This is a genomic window from Delftia acidovorans SPH-1, from assembly GCF_000018665.1.
In the GTDB taxonomy this organism is placed as follows: domain Bacteria; phylum Pseudomonadota; class Gammaproteobacteria; order Burkholderiales; family Burkholderiaceae_C; genus Comamonas; species Comamonas acidovorans.
This window is the reverse complement of sequence record NC_010002.1, coordinates 1,238,383-1,254,472: the sequence shown is the minus strand read 5'-3', so window position 1 is coordinate 1,254,472 and position 16,090 is coordinate 1,238,383. Positions and strand designations below refer to the sequence as shown.

Genomic DNA, 16,090 nt, shown 5'->3' with positions numbered 1-16,090 from the left:
GATGGGTCCTGGCCGCGCCCTGTTGCTCTTGTTCATGGAGGCGGCGGCCGTGTGTTTCAGGGCGGGCTGGCTGCGGGGAACTCCACGCGCTGCACCTTGAAGCCCTGGGCCGCCAGCAGCGCCGGCAGGCCGCGCGTGCCCACCATGTGCAGGGCGCCCACGGCGGCAAACACGCTGCGGCCGGAACGGATCTGCCGCGCCACTTCACGCGCCAGGCCGGGGTTGCGGCCATAGACCATGCGGTCGTAGTCGGCGCGCTCGGCGGCATTGGCCATGCAGTCGCACCAGTCGGGCAGGCTCTCCAGCAGGTGGATGCGGCCATCGGCCCAGACGCGTGCGATCAGTCCCAGCTTCTGGGAGGCGATGCCGCTTTCCAGCTGGCGCAGGCCGGACTCCACCGTCTCGGCCACGCGCGCGGGGTCGTCCGAGACCAGTTCGCGCAGTTGCAGCTCGGGTGTCTCCAGCGACAGCACGGGCTTGCCCAGGGCCAGCGCCACGCCGGCCAGCGAGAAATCGATGCCATAGGACGCGTCCAGCCCCTCGCTGCGGCCGGCCAGCGACAACAGGGAGATCACCTGGGCGTCGGGGCGCAGCAGGGCCAGCTCGGGGCCGGCGCAGGCCAGGCGCCTTTGCTCCTCAAGCCGGCGCTGGAGATCGCCGCGCAGCGGCGGCGCATCCGGCCGCGCCTGCATGCCTGCGAACAAGACCTTCATGACCGCGGGATCGAGGATGTTCAGCTCCAGCGCCAAGCTGTCGGAGGCGCGCAGCGCGTCCGCCACCGTGGGGCCGGGCACGCTCCAGTCGAGCTTGGCCGCGTGCATGGTCCCGTAGAGCCAGCTGGTGCGGCCCCGGTGCTCGATGCGCCACAGCAGCCCACGGTCCTGCGCCTTGCGCTGCATGGCGCGGATCTCGTCCGGGCTGGGCATGCGCGCCTCGGGCGGGCAGGTGACGGGGTCCGCGGCCGGGGGCGCCGCGAATGCCCCCGCCAGCGGCGACAGCGCCAGCGCGGCCAGGCCGGCGCGCAGCGACCTGCCCGCCAGGCGCCACCAGGGTGCGCAGACGCGGCTCATTCGGCAGGCTCGACGATGTTCTGGTCGATGGCGCCGAAGATGCTCTGGCCGTCCTTGCCCTTCATCTCGATGCGGATGGTGTCGCCAAAGCGCATGAACTCGGTCTTGGGCGCGCCGTCCTGGATGGTCTCTATGCAGCGCTTCTCCGCAATGCAGCTGTAGCCCTTGGGCCACTCCATGCGCCGGTTCTTGCCCTTGCCGCTTTCCACGCCCTTGTTGCTCACGGTGCCGCTGCCCACGATGGAGCCGGCGCGCACATTGCGCGTCTTGCAGATATGGGCGATGAGCTGGCCGAAGTGAAAGCTCATGTCCTCGCCCGCATCGCACATGCCGACCTTGCGGCCGTTCCAGATGGACTGCAGCGTCAGGTGCAGGCGCCCGCCCTTCCAGGCGTCGCCCAGCTCGTCCAGCGTCACGGCCACGGGGCTGAAGGAGGTGGCAGGCTTGGACTGGAAGAAGCCGAAGCCCTTGGACAGCTCATTGGGGATCAGGTTGCGCAGGCTCACGTCGTTGGCCAGCATGACCAGGCGCACGCCGCCCAGCGCACGCTCGGGCGTGGCGCCCATGGGCACGTCGGCGGTGATGACGGCGATCTCGGCCTCGAAGTCGATGCCCATGGACTCGCTGGGCACCACCACATCGTCGCAGGGGCCCAGGAAATCGTCGCTGCCGCCCTGGTACATCAGCGGGTCGGTGTAGAAATTGGCGGGCACCTCGGCGCCGCGCGCCTGGCGCACCAGCTCCACATGGTTGATGTAGGCCGAGCCGTCGGCCCATTGGTAGGCGCGCGGCAGCGGCGCCATGCACTGGCGCGGATCGAAGGCAAAGGCATGGACCGCCTTGCCGCTGTTGAGCAGGTGGTACAGGTCCTGCAGCTGGGGCGCCATGTAGCTCCAGTCGTCGAGCACCTGCTGCAGGCGGCTCGCTATGCCGGTCGCATAATGGGCCTGGCTCAGGTCGCGTGACACCACGACCAGTTGCCCGTCCCGCGATCCGTCCTTGTATGTGGCAAGTTTCATGCTGCTCCCCCGTGCCGCCGCCGCGCGCCACGGCATCCGGGCAGCGGCCTGGATACCCATGGCGACGCAGCCACGAATTACGATAAGTTAAATTGATTTAACTAAACAAAACCAAATTCTATTGCAATGGACAAGGAACGCGCAGGGATTCAATCGGTCGAGGTCGGTTTTACGTTGCTGGAGGCGCTGACGCGCGCCCGGGGCCCGCAGATGCTCAAGGACCTGGCGTCCGACGCCGGCATGAGCGCCGCCAAGGCGCACCGCTACCTCGTGAGCTTCCAGCGCATCGGCCTGGTCACACAGGACGCGCGCACCTCCCGCTACGACCTGGGCCCGGCCTCGCTCAAGCTGGGCCTGGCCTCGCTGGCGCGGCTGGACCCCGTGCGGCTGGCGCGCGAACGCATGCCCGCACTCATGGAGCGCATCCACCACACGGCGGCCATCGCCGTCTGGGGCAACCACGGGCCGACCATCGTGCACTGGGAGGAAAGCGCGCAGTCGGTCACCGCCAACCTGCGCCTGGGCGATGTCATGCCCATGCTGGCCTCGGCCACCGGGCGCTGCTTCGCAGCCTGGCTGCCGCGCGAGGTCACGGCCCCGCTGCTGGAGCCCGAAGTGGACAAGGCCCGCCGCATCCAGCGCAAGGACCTGCCGCTCACGCCCGAGGCCATAGACGCCATGCTGGCCGAGGTGCGCGAGCGCGGCACCGCCCGCGTGGTCGATACCGTGCTGCCCGGCATCGTGGCCTTTTGCACGCCGGTCTTCGACTCCTCGGGCCATATCGTGCTGGGCCTGACCACGCTGGGCTCGATTGCCACTTTCGACCCCGAATACGGCGGCGCCATCGACGCGCCGCTGCGCGAGGCCTGCGTGCAGCTGTCCCAGGACCTGGGCTGGAATGCCTGAGATGAAGCTACACCCCCTGAGTCGCTTCGCGCCTTCCCCCTGGAAGGGAGACGACAGCCTCGCTGCGGGGCGGCGCGGCCGGCGTAGGCCCTTGCTCGCTGTCCCTGGCCTTGGGCCGCGCCGGTTTCATGGGCTGTGGGTGGCGCGCAGCACTATGGATAACTGACATGAGCCTACGCCAGCGAGCCCTGCCCGCCCTCACCGCCGTGGTGCTGGGCGTGCACGCCCTGGCCCTGCTGGGCCTGCCGCTGTGGAGCCAGGTATCGGCGCCGCACACCGAGGTGGCAGCCATGCAGACGCGGGCGCTATCCCTGCCCGAGCCACCCGCCCCCCCGCCTGCAGCGCCCGTACCTGCACCGAAGGCGCCTGCGCCCAAGCCGCAGCAGCCTCGCCCCAAGGTCCAGCGCCCGGCACCCGCCGCACCCGCGCCCACGCCCGAACCGCTGGACACGCCCATCCGCGAAACCGTGGAGCCCTTGCCGACGGCCGCAGCGCAGGAGCCTGCCGCATCGGACGCATCGGAAACTGCCGCTGCCGGCAGCGGGCCAACCCCGGCCACGCCGCCGGCGCCGCCCGCTCCCAAGCCCGAACCCGAAACACCGCCCACTCCCTCGGCCGGCCCGGCCCAGGGCATGGCCATCACCTCGCCCGACGGCACGCCGCTGGCCTCCGACGCCCCTGTTCCCGTGCAAATGCCCGATCCCGCGCGGCTGTCGTTCGCCGTCACCGGCCAGGCCAAGCGCTTCAACTACTCGGCCAGTGCCGAGCTGGTCTGGCGCCATGCCAACGGCCAGTACCAGGCCAGCCAGGAAGTCAGCCTGTTCCTGCTGGGCTCGCGCTCGCAGACCAGCGAGGGCCGCATCACCGACAGGGGCCTGGAGCCCAGCCGCTTCAACGACAAGGCACGCAAGGAGCAATCGGCGCAGTTGGCGTTCGACCAGAACCTGGCGCACTTCAGCACGGGCGCGCCCGATGCCGCCATCGCGCCCGGCGCGCAGGACCGGCTCAGCGTGTTCCTGCAACTGTCGGCCCTGCTGGCGGCGGCGCCGCAGCGCTATCCGGCGGGTACGCAGATCAGCTTCATCACCGTCAGCGCGCGGCGCGCCGACCGCTGGACCTTCCGCGTGGGCGAGACCGAGACGCTGGACCTTCCCTCGGGCAGCACGCAGGCGCTGCGGCTGGACAAGATCGCGGCGGCCGGCGATGACCAGCAGGCCTCGCTGTGGCTGGCGCCGTCCATGCAATACCTGCCCGTGCGCATCCGGCTGGCGCAGGACAACGGCGACTTCGCCGACCTGCAGCTCAAGGGCCGCCAGGCGCCCTGATCGCGGGTAGGCCGGCACTTGCAGGCACCGCTGCCGCCCGCCTACCACAGCGCGGCCTGCGGCGCACGCCGCCGCGCATGCCAATCCGTGGAATACTGCATGCAAGTGCCTGTGATAGATCGGGACCCCCACGGTTCTTGAAATCCGGCGCTTCGCAGCCATGTAGGCTGTGCGACGCCCGGCAACGGGCCAGAAAGGGAACACCATGCAAATGCTTTACGACTCCGAATCTTTTGTGGTGCTCCATCTGCGTCCCGACATGGATCCGGATGCAACGGCTGGCAATGAGGCAGTCGATACCGCCCGCCAACTGCCACGCCACGGCTTCGAGATCGTGGACAAGCGCTCGGGCAAGGAGGTCTACCTGGACGGTTCCTGGGCCGAGATGTTCCAAAAGCAGATCATTGCCTGGCAGCTCGACGCCCCCACCGAGGAAGAGGTGGAAGACGCGCTGGATCGCTACGCAGGCCTGGCACAGCAGCCCGTCGTGGTCCACTGACAGCACACAGCGCACGGCCCCCTGAAGGGGCCGCGTGCCAAGCCCGCAGCAGACTCTCTGCGGCGGGCTTTTTCTTTGGGCGCGGCCATTGCGCGGACCCTGGTGCTTTCACCGATCCGCAGCCTGCGCCGCCTGCCTAGAATCCTGAGCGCAGGTTCAAGATTTGAAGACCATCTGTGAGATGGTCTTGTCACGCCTGTGTGGTGTGCGCCGGCCTCTTGCAGACAACCAGGAGGCAGCGATGCAAACCACAGGCCACAGCATTCGTGGCGTTCAGGATGTCATCTCGTACATCGACGCACGCCAGGGCATTTCAGGCCGCGCCGGCACCATCTGGTGGCTGGCACTCGGCGGCCTTTTCCTCGACGCCTTTTCCAACTCCGCGCTCAGCGTGGGCCTGGGGCCCATGACGCGCGACCAGCAGCTCACGCCGGCCGAGGTGGCCTGGATGACGTCGCTGGCCTCCTGGGTGTCCATCGCCTTCAACCCCATCGGCGGCTGGATGGCCGACCGCTGGGGCCGCATGCGCCCGCTGGTCATCGCCAAGGTGCTGGCCGTGGCCGGCGCGCTGCTGGTCAGCATGGCGCCCGACTACGCCACCATCCTCTTCGGCCGCTTCTTCGTGGGCGCGGCCTATGGCATCGACTTCGCCATCGCCATGGCGGTGCTGGCCGAATTCACGCCCGCACGCCTCAAGAGCCGGCTCAATGTCTGGCAGGGCATGTGGTACATGGCCGTGTGCAGCAACCTGGTGCTGGCGCTGTGGTTCCACTCCTGGGACGTGGGCGATTCGCTGTGGCGCTACTCGGTTGCGGCCACCGCCGTGTTCGGCGTGTTCATCCTGGGCATGCAGGCCGCGCTGCTGGTGGAAAGCCCGACCTGGCTGGCACGCAAGGAGCGGCTGGACGACGCGGCCCGCGCCATGACGCGCATCTATGGCCAGCCCTTCAGGGCAGCGCCCCTTGCCGAGCGCCTGCCCGTGCTCAACCCGGCCCGGCGCGGCTTGGCCAATGTGCTGCTGATCTTTCGCGGCATCTACCTGCCGCGCACGCTGCTGGCGGCCACGGTGCAGATAGGCCAGTCCATCCAGTACTTTGCCGTGGGCTGGTACCTGCCGCTGATCAGCGCCTCGCTGTTCGGCAAGGACTTCCGCGAGGCCACGCTGGGCGCGCTGGTGTTCAACGTGTTCGGCATCGTCGGCGGCTTCCTGTCGCCCGTCATCGGGCGCCGGCTGGGCCTGCGGCGGGCCTCGGCCTTCGGCTTTGCGCTGGTGTTCCTGATGCTGCTGGTGCTGGGCCTGTTCAACGGCCGCATGCCCATCTGGCTGGCCGTGGCCGTGCCCTCGCTGTTCATCCTCTTTCACTCGGGCGGGCCCGGCGCCAACGGCAAGAGCCTGTCCACGCTGTCGTTCCGCAGCGAGTTGCGCGCGGGCGCCAACGGCGTGATCGGTGCGCTGGGCGCCATGGGCGCGGCGCTGGGGCTGCTGGTGTTCCCGCTGTTCCGCCAGCAGTACGGGCTGGAGAACACCTTCCTCATCCTGTCCGTGGTGCCGCTGCTGGCCAGCATCGTCTGCTTTTCCATCCGCTGGGACCCCACGCGCACCACCGTGAACCCCGACGACGAGCCCGGCGCGCCCCAGTTCGCGGACGACGCCGCCCCGCCCGCCAAGGTCGCTCAAACCACCGCCTGAAAGAGACCACCCCATGCACCATGAAGCCGTGATCCTTTGCATAGACGAAGGCACCTCGGGCACGCGCGCCGCCGTCGTGGGACGCGACGGGCAGGTGTCCGCCCAGGACTATCTGCCGCTGGAAATCCACTGCCCGCGCCCCGGCGTGGTCGAGCAGGACGCCGACCTGCTTCTGGAGCGCACGCTGGACGTGTGCCGCCGCGCCATCGCCCGCGCACAGGGCTGCGGCCAGCAGATCGTGGCCCTGGCCATTGCCAACCAGCGCTGCTCGGCCGTGCTCTGGGATACGGTCACAGGCCGGTCGCTGGCGCCCATCATGGTCTGGCAGGACTCGCGCTACCGCGACGAACTGGCCCTGCTGGCCGGCGACTGGGATGCCCGGCTGATCCGCCACGCGGGCCGGCCCGTGGGCGTGCGTTCGCCCTACCTGTGGGCCGCGCGCAAGCTGCGTGAGGATGCGGCCGTGGCCCGTGCCTGGCAGCAGCGCCGCCTGGCCTTCGGCACCATCGACTCCTGGCTGCTGTGGCATCTGTCGGATGCGCGCGCCGTGGTCACCACGCCCACCAATGTGACCTCGGGCAACGCCTATGCATTGGGCGATCACCGTTATCTGCAGGACTGGCTGGACGCGCTGGAGTTTCCCGCCGAACTGCTGCCCCGCCTGTGCGAGGACGTGCAGGACTTCGGCCGCACGCGCACCGAGCTGCTGGGCCTGGCCGTGCCCATCCTGGCCTGCGCAGGCGACCAGCATGCGGCCGCCGTGGGCCTGGGCTGCCTGGAGCGTGGCCAGGCGCTGTGCGTGCATGGCACGGGCAGCTTCGTCGATGTGCTCACGGGAACAAAGCTGCCCGCGCATGACGCGGCCCATGAAAGCTCGCTGACCATGACGGCGCGGCGCATGGGCGGTGTCTCGCGCTATGCCATCGAGACCTATGTGCCCACCACGGGCTCGGCGCTCAACTGGATCTGCGAGAAGCTGCAGTGGTTCGACAACCCGCAGCAGATCAGCGCCTTGGCCCGCGAGGCCGAGACGCCGGCCGACCTGGTCTTCATCCCCGCGCTCACGGGCCTGCGCCTGCCGGCCATGGAGCCGGGCGCGCGGGCCTCGATCTCGGGCGTGTCCATGGCCACCTCGCGGCCGCAGCTGGCGCGCTCCATCCTCGAAGGCATTGCGCATTCCGTGGCCTCCTGCGTGCAGGCGGACGAGGCGGCCTCGGGCACCGAGGTGGGCGAGCTGCTGGTGGGCGGCGGCCTGTCGGGCAGCGATGCGCTGCTGCAGATCCAGGCCGACCTGGGCGGCCTGCCCGTGCGCCGCCTGGCCGATACCGACAAGGCCAGCCTGCGCGGCATCGCCTTCATGGCCGGCAGCGCAGGCCTGCTGTGGGACGGGCTGGAGCAGGCCTGCGCCACGCTGCGCACCGAAGCGGTCTTCACCCCGCGCATGGCCGCCGACGAGCGCGGCGAGCGCCGCCGCATCTGGCGCGCCCGCGTGGGCGACGAACTGGCCCGCGCCCGGGCCCCCGGGCGCAGCGCCGCCCTGGAGGGCTGCGCATGATGCAATGGCCCTTTGGCAAGGAGCGCAGGGACAGCGCCGCACTGACCCAGACCGCGCCGCTGCAGCTGCAGCGCGCGGACCAGCTCGCGCGGCTGGGCGACGAGGCCTTCGACCTGCTGGTCATCGGCGGCGGCATCACCGGCGCCTATGCGGCGCTGGACGCCAGCCTGCGCGGCCTGCGCGTGGCGCTGGTGGAGAAGGACGACTTCGCCTCGGGCACCTCGTCCAAGTCCTCCAAGATGGTGCACGGCGGCCTGCGCTACATCGAGCAGGGCAACCTGGGGCTGGTGCGGCACTCGCTGCTGGAACGCCAGCGCCTGCGCCGCAATGCGCGGCACCTGGTGCAGCGCCTGCCCTTCCTGTTTCCCGTGATGGAGCGCGACGGCGTCTTCGACGCCCGCCTGGCCAAGGCCTTCGGCAGCCTGTTGTGGACCTATGACCTGGCCGGCGGCTGGCGCGAAGGCATCCTGCACCGCAAGCTCGGCAAGGCCGAGGTGCTGTCGCACTGCCCGAGCTTTCGCGAAGAGCAGCTCCTGGGCGGCTACATGTACTTCGACGCGCGCGTGGACGATGCGCGGCTCACGCTGGCCGTGGCGCGCACGGCGGCCTTCCATGGCGCGGCCGTGCTCAACCACTGCCAGGCCACCGCCGTCAAGCGCAACGCCCACGGCCGCGTGGACGGCGCCATCGTCCAGGCCGATGGCCGCGAGATCACGGTGCGCGCGCGCAGCGTGGTCATGGCCACGGGCGTGTGGCTGCGCGACTGGGATGGCCGCAAGCCCGGCCAGGAGCCCCGGCTGCACGTGCGCCCCGCCAAGGGCGTGCACGTGGCCATTCCCTGGCTGCGCATACGCAACGACTGCACCGTCACCATTCCCGTGCCGGGCCGCAGCCGGCGCGCCACCATCACGCGCTGGGGCGATGTCTCCTACCTGGGCACCACCGACGAGGACTACGCAGGCGGCCTGGACGATGTGCACTGCACGCGCACCGAGCTGGACTTCCTGCTCGAAGGCGCCCGATCGGCGCTCAAGGTGGACCTGTCGCCCGAGGACGTGGTTGGCTCCATCGCTGGCTGCCGCCCCCTGGTCGGCCCGCCCGGCGGCAAGACCGTGGAGATGAAGCGCAACCACGAAATCCATGTGGCGGCCGACGGCCTGGTCACCATCGTTGGCGGCAAGCTCACCACCTCGCGCCACATGGCCGAGCAGACCGTGGACGCCGTGGAAAAACTGCTGGGCCGGCGCACGCGCTGCACCACCACCTCGGCCTTTGTGCTGGGTGCGGCCGGCTACGACGCCCAGGCCATCACGGCCACGGGCGGCCTGTCGGCCCACCTGGGCGAGCGCTACGGCACGGAGGCGCGCTTCGTCAGCGACCTGCTGGCCGCACGCCCCGAACTGGCCCGGCCCATCGTGCAGGGCCTGCCCCATACCGAGGCTGAGGTTCTCTACGCCGTGCGCCATGAAATGGCGGCCAGTGTGGACGACGTGCTCTCGCGCCGCCTGCGCGCCCGCCTCATGGCGCGCGATGCCTCGGCCCACGCCGCGCAGCGCGTGGGCGACATCCTGGCCGATGAACTGGGGCTGACACCCGCGCAGGTGGCGCAACAGGTCCACGACTACCGCCGCGCCGTGGAGCGCGAAAAACAGATTTTGATGGGAGACATCCAATGCTGAGCAAAGACGCAATCGCCCGCGGCTACAACCGCCGCAACTACGTGGTGGGCGCCCCCACGACACCGGGCTGGGCGGCGCAAGCCGCACCTGCAGCCGACCGCCCTGCCTCCGAAGGTCCTGCCTGCGGCCTGCAGCACGAACCCGTGGCCGTGCCCGAGGCCGCGCTCGCCGCGCTGCGCGCCGCCTGCGACCGCGTGCAGACCGAGCGCGCCGACATCGTCGCCGGCACGCGCGACTGGTGGGCGCGCACCATGGTGGCCGAGACCTCGGGCCACCCGGCCACGCCACAGGCCGTCATCGCCCATGCATCCACCGTGGAGCAGGTGCAGGCCGTGATGCGCATTGCCGATGCGCACGCCATTCCCGTCACCGTCTCGGCCGGGCGCAGCAACGTCACGGGCGCGGCCCTGCCCCTGCGCGGCGGCATCGTGCTGGACCTGTGCGAACTCAACCGTTTCATCGCCATGGACGAGCAAAGCCAGATCGTCGAGGTCGAAGCCGGCATGTTCGGCGACGTGTTCGAGGAAACCATCCAGCGCCGCCACGGCATGACCATGGGCCACTGGCCCTCGTCCTTCGGCATCAGCACCGTGGGCGGCTGGGTGGCCTGCCGGGGCGCGGGCCAGCTGTCCACGCGCTACGGAAAGATCGAGGACATGGTCCACGGCATGGACGTGGTGCTGGCCGATGGCCGCCTCGTCACCGTGGGCGGCTACGCGCGCGCGGCCATCGGGCCGGACCTGCAGCAGCTGTTCATCGGCTCGGAAGGCACGCTGGGCGTGATCGTGCGCATCCGCTTCAAGCTGCACCGCCTGCCCGACCACGGCCGCGCCATCGCCTATGGCTTTGCCAGCTTTGCCCAGGGCCTGGAGGCCTGCCGCCAGATCCTGCAGCAAGGCGCCAACCCCGCCGCGCTGCGGCTGTATGACGCGCTGGAAAGCGGCGTGCAATTCGGCCGCAGCGACCTCAACGTGCTGCTGATCGCCGACGAAGGCGCGCCCGAGATCGTCGATGCCGTCATGGCCATCTGCGAGCGTGTGTGTGCACCCTTGGGTGAACGGCTGGACGGCGCCGCCACCCTGGAGCGCTGGCTGGACACGCGCTACCTGACCGGCAAGAGCGCCGAGGGCTTCAAGAAAGGCCCGGGCTTCGTCGCCGACACGCTGGAGATGTGCGGCCCCTGGAAAGACCTGCCGGCCATCTACGAGGAAGTGGTCGCCGCCCTGCAGGCCATCCCCGGCACCCTGGCCGGCTCGGCCCACCAGTCGCATGCCTATGTGGATGGCGCCTGCCTGTACTTTTCGCTGCGCGGCGAGGTGGCCGTGGACCAGCGTGCCCAGTGGTACCGCGCAGCCTGGGACGCGGCCAACGCCGTGCTGCTGCGCCACGGCGCCACGCTCAGCCACCACCACGGCGTGGGCCTGCTGCGCGCGCCCTACATGCGGCAGTCGCTGGGCCCGGCCTTTGCCCTGCTGGAGGCCACCAAGCGCATGCTGGACCCCAAGAACCTGCTCAACCCCGGCAAGCTGGGGCTGGACCTCTGACATGGGCCGCCCGGACAACTCCCTGGGCGCGCGGCTGGCGCGCCGCCCCGTCATCGCCACCCTGTACGGGGCCGAGCAGATGGACGCGCTGCTGGCCAGCCAGGCCGAAGTCGCCATCGTCGCCAACATCGAACTGCGCCGCCTGCGCTCGGTGATCTCCACCATCACCGGGGCGGGCAAGATCGCCATCGTCAACATCGACAGCTGCGACGGCATCTCGCCCGACAAGGGCGGCGTGGACTACCTTGTGGACCTGGGCGCCAGCAGCCTGCTGTCCACGCGCGTGGCCACCATCCAGCGCGCCAACAAGGCCGGGCTGCTGACCATGCAAAAAGTCTTCGTCACCGACCGCTCCACCTGGCCGCGCAGCATCAAGGCCGTGGAGCAGAGCGACCCCAACCTCGTGCAGATCATGCCCGCCCCCATGCTGGCCCACATCACCGAGGCCGAGCGCCGCATCCTGCCGCCCCTGGTGGCCTCGGGCTTCGTCTGCAGCCAGGAGCAGGTCCAGCAGGCGCTGGCCGGTGGTGCGATTGCGGTGTCTACCAGCGACAGTGGGCTGTGGTGAGGTGGGCCCTAGGCCGTGCGCGACGCGGCCGGCCCGCGCGCCTCCACCCAGCGGAACAGCGGCGCCACCAGCAGCAGCACGGCGATCAGCCGGCAGACCTGGAAGGCCGTGACCACGGGCACGCCCAGCTGCAGCACCTTGGCGGTGATGGCCATCTCGGTGATGCCGCCCGGCGAGGTGCCCAGCAGCAGCGTGACCCAGGGCAGGTCCACGGCCAGGTGCAGCAGCCAGGCGAAGCCCGCGCAGATCGCCATGAGCCCCACGGTGCCCACGGCCACGGAGCCCAGCCAGCGCGGCGCGGTGTGCAGGAATTCGCGCTTGAAGCGCACGCCCAGGCTGATGCCGATCACCAGCTGCGCCACATTGACCAGGGCCTGGGGCACGGCCGACAGTTCCTGGCCGCACATGGTCAGCAGCATGGACACCAGCAGCGCGCCCAGGAACCAGGGGTTGGCCCGCTTGAGCCGGTCCATGGCCCAGGCGCCCAGGCCCGTGAGCACGGCCAGCAGCGCCAGCCCCGGCCATTCGACGATGCGGATGCTGGGCGGCGTCAGCCCCTCCAGCCCGTGCAGGCCGCTCCACTGCAGCGCAAACGGAATGCTCACGGTGACGATGACCAGGCGCAGGCTGTGGCTGGCCGCCACCAGGTCGGTGCGCGCGTTCTCGCGCTCGGCCAGCAGCGTCATTTCAGAGGCCGCGCCAATGGCGCCCGCGAAATAGGTGGTGGCGCGCATCTCGCCAGCCGGTATCTGCGGCATGCGCGGCGCATGCACGCGGTACAGCCAGGCGCCGAAGCCCCAGCCCAGCAGCAGCGCCCAGACGATGGCCACGGCAATCGCCCACCACAGCCCCGCGATCAACTGCACCACGGCCGGCGTGAAATACAGGCCCAGCGAGGCGCCGATGATCCACTGCCCGCCGTTGCGCAGCCGGCCCGCGCTGGCCGTGGGCGCGCCCAGGATGGAGGCCAGCGAGGTGGCGATCAGCGGCCCCAGCATCCAGGGCAGCGGCGTGCGCAGCCACAGGCACAGCTGGGCGGCGGCAAAGGCGCCCAGCAGGGTCAGTGCGATGCGAAGCAGGAAAATGGGGCGGCGCTCGGGCATGGCAGGCGAGGCGGGGCAGGTTCAAAGCCTGCGAGTATCGCCGCGCCGGCTCCCGCGCGCTGCCGGCGGCGCTATCTCCGTGACAGGTCAGCGCCGCGCCGCACGGCCATCTCACGGCCCATGGCCGCCTGCGTTGCCTCTGGCAGCAGGCCGCGCGCCTGGGGGTAGGCCAGCCGCTCTTCATTCTCGACATGGCTGGCATAGCAGGCCGCGAAGCGTTCGAACACCGCCTCGTCAGCCGCGCCAAAGCCCTGGCAACGCCCCTCGGCCATGTCCAGCAGCGGCTGGCGCGCCAGCGCCCAGTCGGCGCTCATCAGGCCGTGCTCACGCTGCAGGCGCTGCACCAGGGCCACGGTCTGCGCATCGCCCTGCTCCAGCAGCGGCGGGAAGACATGCAGCTCCTCGTCCTCATGGTGCAGCGGCGCCGCCTGGTCGAAGTAGCGCAGGATGTCGCGCGCCGCGTGGCGTGCGCTGTCGTCGCAACCTTTGGTCTGGAGATGCACGCGCAACCGGTCCAGCAGCGCCAGCATGCGCAGCACGCGCTCGTGGCAGGCTTCGAGCATCTCGAAGGGCTGGTCGAAGCCCGTGCCGGGCGCGCGCCAGCCGGGCACGGCATCGCCCTGCGGGCGCGGGGCCACGGCAACTTTCACCCACAGCTCCCCAGATGGCCGCAGGCCGTGCAGTACTCGCAGCCGTCCTTGCGGATCACGGCATGGGCGCCGCATTCCTCGCATTTGCGGCCGGCCATGACCATGGAGTCGGTGGCCAGGGCCTCGGGCTCGGGCAGCGGCGATGGCGCGGGCGGCGCGCCGCTGCCGCGCCGGGCCAGAATGTTCTGCACCGCATAGGCGATGGCGGCCACCTCGGAGTCGTGCCACATGGGCACGCGCGCGCCGTCGTCGCGCTGGTGGGTGCCCAGGCGCACGGGGCCCCGGTCCCAGGCCACCTTGCGCATATCGCTGAGGGCGCGCTCCAGGAAGCCGCCGCGCGCGGCCAGTGACAGCAGGCGCATGCTGGAGGTCACCCATTGCTGGGATTCGCCGCTCTGGCCCACGGGCATGAAGAATTCGATGGCGCGGTCCACCGTGCGGCCATCGGGCAGGACCACGGGCAGGAAGGAGACGACCAGGTACAGGCGCTTGGGGCCTTGCTGGGTCCAGTACTCGATCTTCTCGGCCACGGCGTCCAGCGCGCCCTGCGGGCGGCTTTCTATCACGGTGCGCAGCGGGTCGGGAGCGGAAGCCGAGGCCCCTGCCGGCGCGGGGGAGGCCGGCTTTTCAGCAGATTCGGGCGCATGGGTCTCGAGCACGGCGCCGAGGATGGTGTTGGGCCGGTAGGTGGCCAGGCCCTTGAGGCCGGCCTTCCAGGCCTGTCGGTACAGGTCCTTGAAGTCCTCGTAGGGATAGTCGGCTGCCACGTTGACGGTCTTGGAAATCGCCGTGTCCACGAAGGGCTGCACGGCCTGCATCATGGCGATGTGGCCGGCCGCAGGCATCTGCAGCGCGCTGACGAAGTACGCGGGCAGCTGCTGCACGTCGCCGCCCAGCGAGCGGTACAGGCGCCAGGCATGGTCTTCGACCGCGTACTCGGCGCTGCCGCCATCGGCCGTGCGTTTCTTGCGCTTGTAGGTCCAGGAGAACGGCGGCTCTATGCCGTTGGAAGCGTTGTCGGCAAAGGCCAGGCTGACCGTGCCCGTGGGCGCGATGGACAGCAGGTGACTGTTGCGTATGCCGTGCGTGCGTATGCGCTGGCGCAGCGCCTCGGGCAGGCGGCTGGCGAAGGTGCCTTCGGCCAGGTAGCCATCGGCGTCGAACTTGGGGAAGGCCCCCTTCTCGCGCGCCAGCTCCACCGAGGCGCCATAGGCCGCATCGCGCATGCGCTCGGCAATGCGCGCGGCCATGGCCCGGCCCTCGGGCGCGTCGTAGCGCAGGCGCAGCATGGCCAGCGCATTGCCCATGCCCGTGAAGCCCACGCCGATGCGCCGCTTGGCCTCGCTTTCCTCGCGCTGCTGCGGCAGCGGCCACCAGGTCAGCTCCAGCACGTTGTCCAGCGCACGCACCTGCACGGCCACGGCGCGCTCGAAGGCCTCGAAGTCGAACACAGGCTCGCCCGCGAAGCCGAACGGATGGCGCACGAAGCGCGTGAGGATGACGGGGCCGAGGTCGCAGCAGCCGTAGGAGGGAAGCGGCTGTTCGCCGCAAGGATTCGTCGCCGCGATCTCCTCGCAGTAGCGCAGGTTGTTGTCGTCGTTGATGTGGTCCAGGAAGAGGATGCCGGGCTCGGCGAAGTCGTAGGCCGAGCGCATGATGGTGTCCCACAGCGTGCGGGCGGGCAGGGTCTGGTAGACCCACTGGCCGTCGGCGCGCTGGTGGGCACCCTGCTCCAGCAGGGCGGTGCCGGGGCGGGCGCGGTGCACCAGGTGCCAGGGCTGGTCTTCGGCCACGGCTTGCATGAAGGCGTCGCTGACGCCGACCGAGACGTTGAAGTTGTTCCAGCGGCCCGGCGTGCGCTTGGCGGTGATGAATTCGAGCACGTCGGGGTGGTCGATGCGCAGCACGCCCATCTGGGCGCCGCGCCGCGCGCCCGCGCTTTCCACGGTGGCGCAGGACTGGTCGAAGACGTTGATGTAGCTGCACGGGCCCGAGGCCAGCGAGGCGGTGGCGCGCACCTCGGCGCCACGGGGGCGGATGCGCGAGAAGTCGTAGCCCACGCCGCCGCCACGGCGCATGGTTTCGGCGGCTTCGCGCAGGGCTTCGTAGATGCCGGGGTAGCCGCCGTCGTCCACGCCCTGGATGCAGTCGCCCACGGGCTGCACGAAGCAGTTGATCAGCGTGGCCTGCAGGTCGGTGCCGGCCGCGCTCATGATGCGCCCCGCGCCTATGGCGCCGGCCTGCAGGTTGGCCAGGAACAGGGCCTCGCATTCGGCGCGGCGCGCCTCGGGCTCGACCGAGGCCAGGGCGCGGGCCACGCGGGCGTAGAGCTCGCCCACGCCGGTCTCGCCGTCCTTGAGGTATTTCTCGCGCAGCACATCGAGGCTGATGGGCTGCAGATCCGCCGCGTCCTGCGCGCGGCCCAGGTTTTCGCGATGCATTGGCATGGCTCCCGTGTTGACTTGCCTGCCGCCGTCCCTGG

General features: G+C 70.4%; 13 protein-coding genes. 8 read left to right on the top strand and 5 right to left on the bottom strand.

Annotated elements, in window-relative coordinates:
• Positions 1–56: 56 nt before the first annotated feature.
• Together DACI_RS05715 and DACI_RS05710 are read right to left on the bottom strand one after the other, a co-directional pair.
• Positions 57–1,070: a TraB/GumN family protein gene (locus DACI_RS05715; RefSeq protein ID WP_012203058.1), complete on the bottom strand. Its 1,014-nt coding sequence runs from the start codon at positions 1,068–1,070 to the stop codon at positions 57–59.
• Complete coding sequence (locus DACI_RS05710) at positions 1,067–2,089, bottom strand: fumarylacetoacetate hydrolase family protein (RefSeq protein WP_012203057.1); 1,023 nt, start codon at positions 2,087–2,089, stop codon at positions 1,067–1,069. Before DACI_RS05710 ends, DACI_RS05715 begins: the two co-directional genes overlap by 4 nt.
• 126 nt (positions 2,090–2,215) lie before the next feature.
• Here DACI_RS05710 and DACI_RS05705 point away from each other — a divergent pair, with 126 nt between their 5' ends.
• The 8 genes from DACI_RS05705 (at position 2,216) to DACI_RS05670 (ending at position 11,855) form a co-directional block, all read left to right on the top strand.
• Positions 2,216–2,995: an IclR family transcriptional regulator gene (locus DACI_RS05705; protein ID WP_012203056.1), complete on the top strand. Its 780-nt coding sequence runs from the start codon at positions 2,216–2,218 to the stop codon at positions 2,993–2,995.
• A gap of 167 nt (positions 2,996–3,162) precedes the next feature.
• Positions 3,163–4,320, top strand: a complete 1,158-nt coding sequence (locus DACI_RS05700; RefSeq protein WP_192812307.1) for a DUF3108 domain-containing protein — start codon at positions 3,163–3,165, stop codon at positions 4,318–4,320.
• 205 nt (positions 4,321–4,525) lie between these two features.
• On the top strand, positions 4,526–4,819 hold the full coding sequence (locus DACI_RS05695) for a BTH_I0359 family protein (protein WP_012203054.1): 294 nt from the start codon (positions 4,526–4,528) through the stop codon (positions 4,817–4,819).
• A gap of 241 nt (positions 4,820–5,060) precedes the next feature.
• Positions 5,061–6,509: an MFS transporter gene (locus DACI_RS05690; protein ID WP_012203053.1), complete on the top strand. Its 1,449-nt coding sequence runs from the start codon at positions 5,061–5,063 to the stop codon at positions 6,507–6,509.
• A gap of 13 nt (positions 6,510–6,522) precedes the next feature.
• On the top strand, positions 6,523–8,064 hold the full coding sequence (locus tag DACI_RS05685; protein ID WP_012203052.1) for an FGGY family carbohydrate kinase: 1,542 nt from the start codon (positions 6,523–6,525) through the stop codon (positions 8,062–8,064).
• On the top strand, positions 8,061–9,743 hold the full coding sequence (locus DACI_RS05680; protein ID WP_012203051.1) for a glycerol-3-phosphate dehydrogenase/oxidase: 1,683 nt from the start codon (positions 8,061–8,063) through the stop codon (positions 9,741–9,743). Before DACI_RS05685 ends, DACI_RS05680 begins: the two co-directional genes overlap by 4 nt.
• Positions 9,737–11,287 (top strand): FAD-binding oxidoreductase, encoded by a 1,551-nt coding sequence (locus DACI_RS05675; RefSeq protein ID WP_012203050.1) that lies wholly within the window; start codon positions 9,737–9,739, stop codon positions 11,285–11,287. Before DACI_RS05680 ends, DACI_RS05675 begins: the two co-directional genes overlap by 7 nt.
• A 1-nt stretch (position 11,288) precedes the next feature.
• Positions 11,289–11,855, top strand: a complete 567-nt coding sequence (locus tag DACI_RS05670) for a glycerol-3-phosphate responsive antiterminator (RefSeq protein ID WP_012203049.1) — start codon at positions 11,289–11,291, stop codon at positions 11,853–11,855.
• Between the two features lie 8 nt (positions 11,856–11,863).
• Here the strand turns inward: DACI_RS05670 and DACI_RS05665 are convergent, their stop codons facing one another.
• From DACI_RS05665 to DACI_RS05655, 3 genes are all read right to left on the bottom strand, one after another.
• A complete protein-coding gene (locus DACI_RS05665) occupies positions 11,864–12,958 on the bottom strand; it encodes an AbrB family transcriptional regulator (protein WP_012203048.1) in 1,095 nt (364 codons plus the stop codon).
• A gap of 71 nt (positions 12,959–13,029) precedes the next feature.
• Complete coding sequence (locus DACI_RS05660; RefSeq protein ID WP_012203047.1) at positions 13,030–13,608, bottom strand: hemerythrin domain-containing protein; 579 nt, start codon at positions 13,606–13,608, stop codon at positions 13,030–13,032.
• Entirely contained in the window at positions 13,605–16,049 is a 2,445-nt protein-coding gene (locus tag DACI_RS05655; RefSeq protein WP_043780726.1) for an adenosylcobalamin-dependent ribonucleoside-diphosphate reductase, read from the bottom strand. Before DACI_RS05655 ends, DACI_RS05660 begins: the two co-directional genes overlap by 4 nt.
• Positions 16,050–16,090 lie beyond the last annotated feature (41 nt).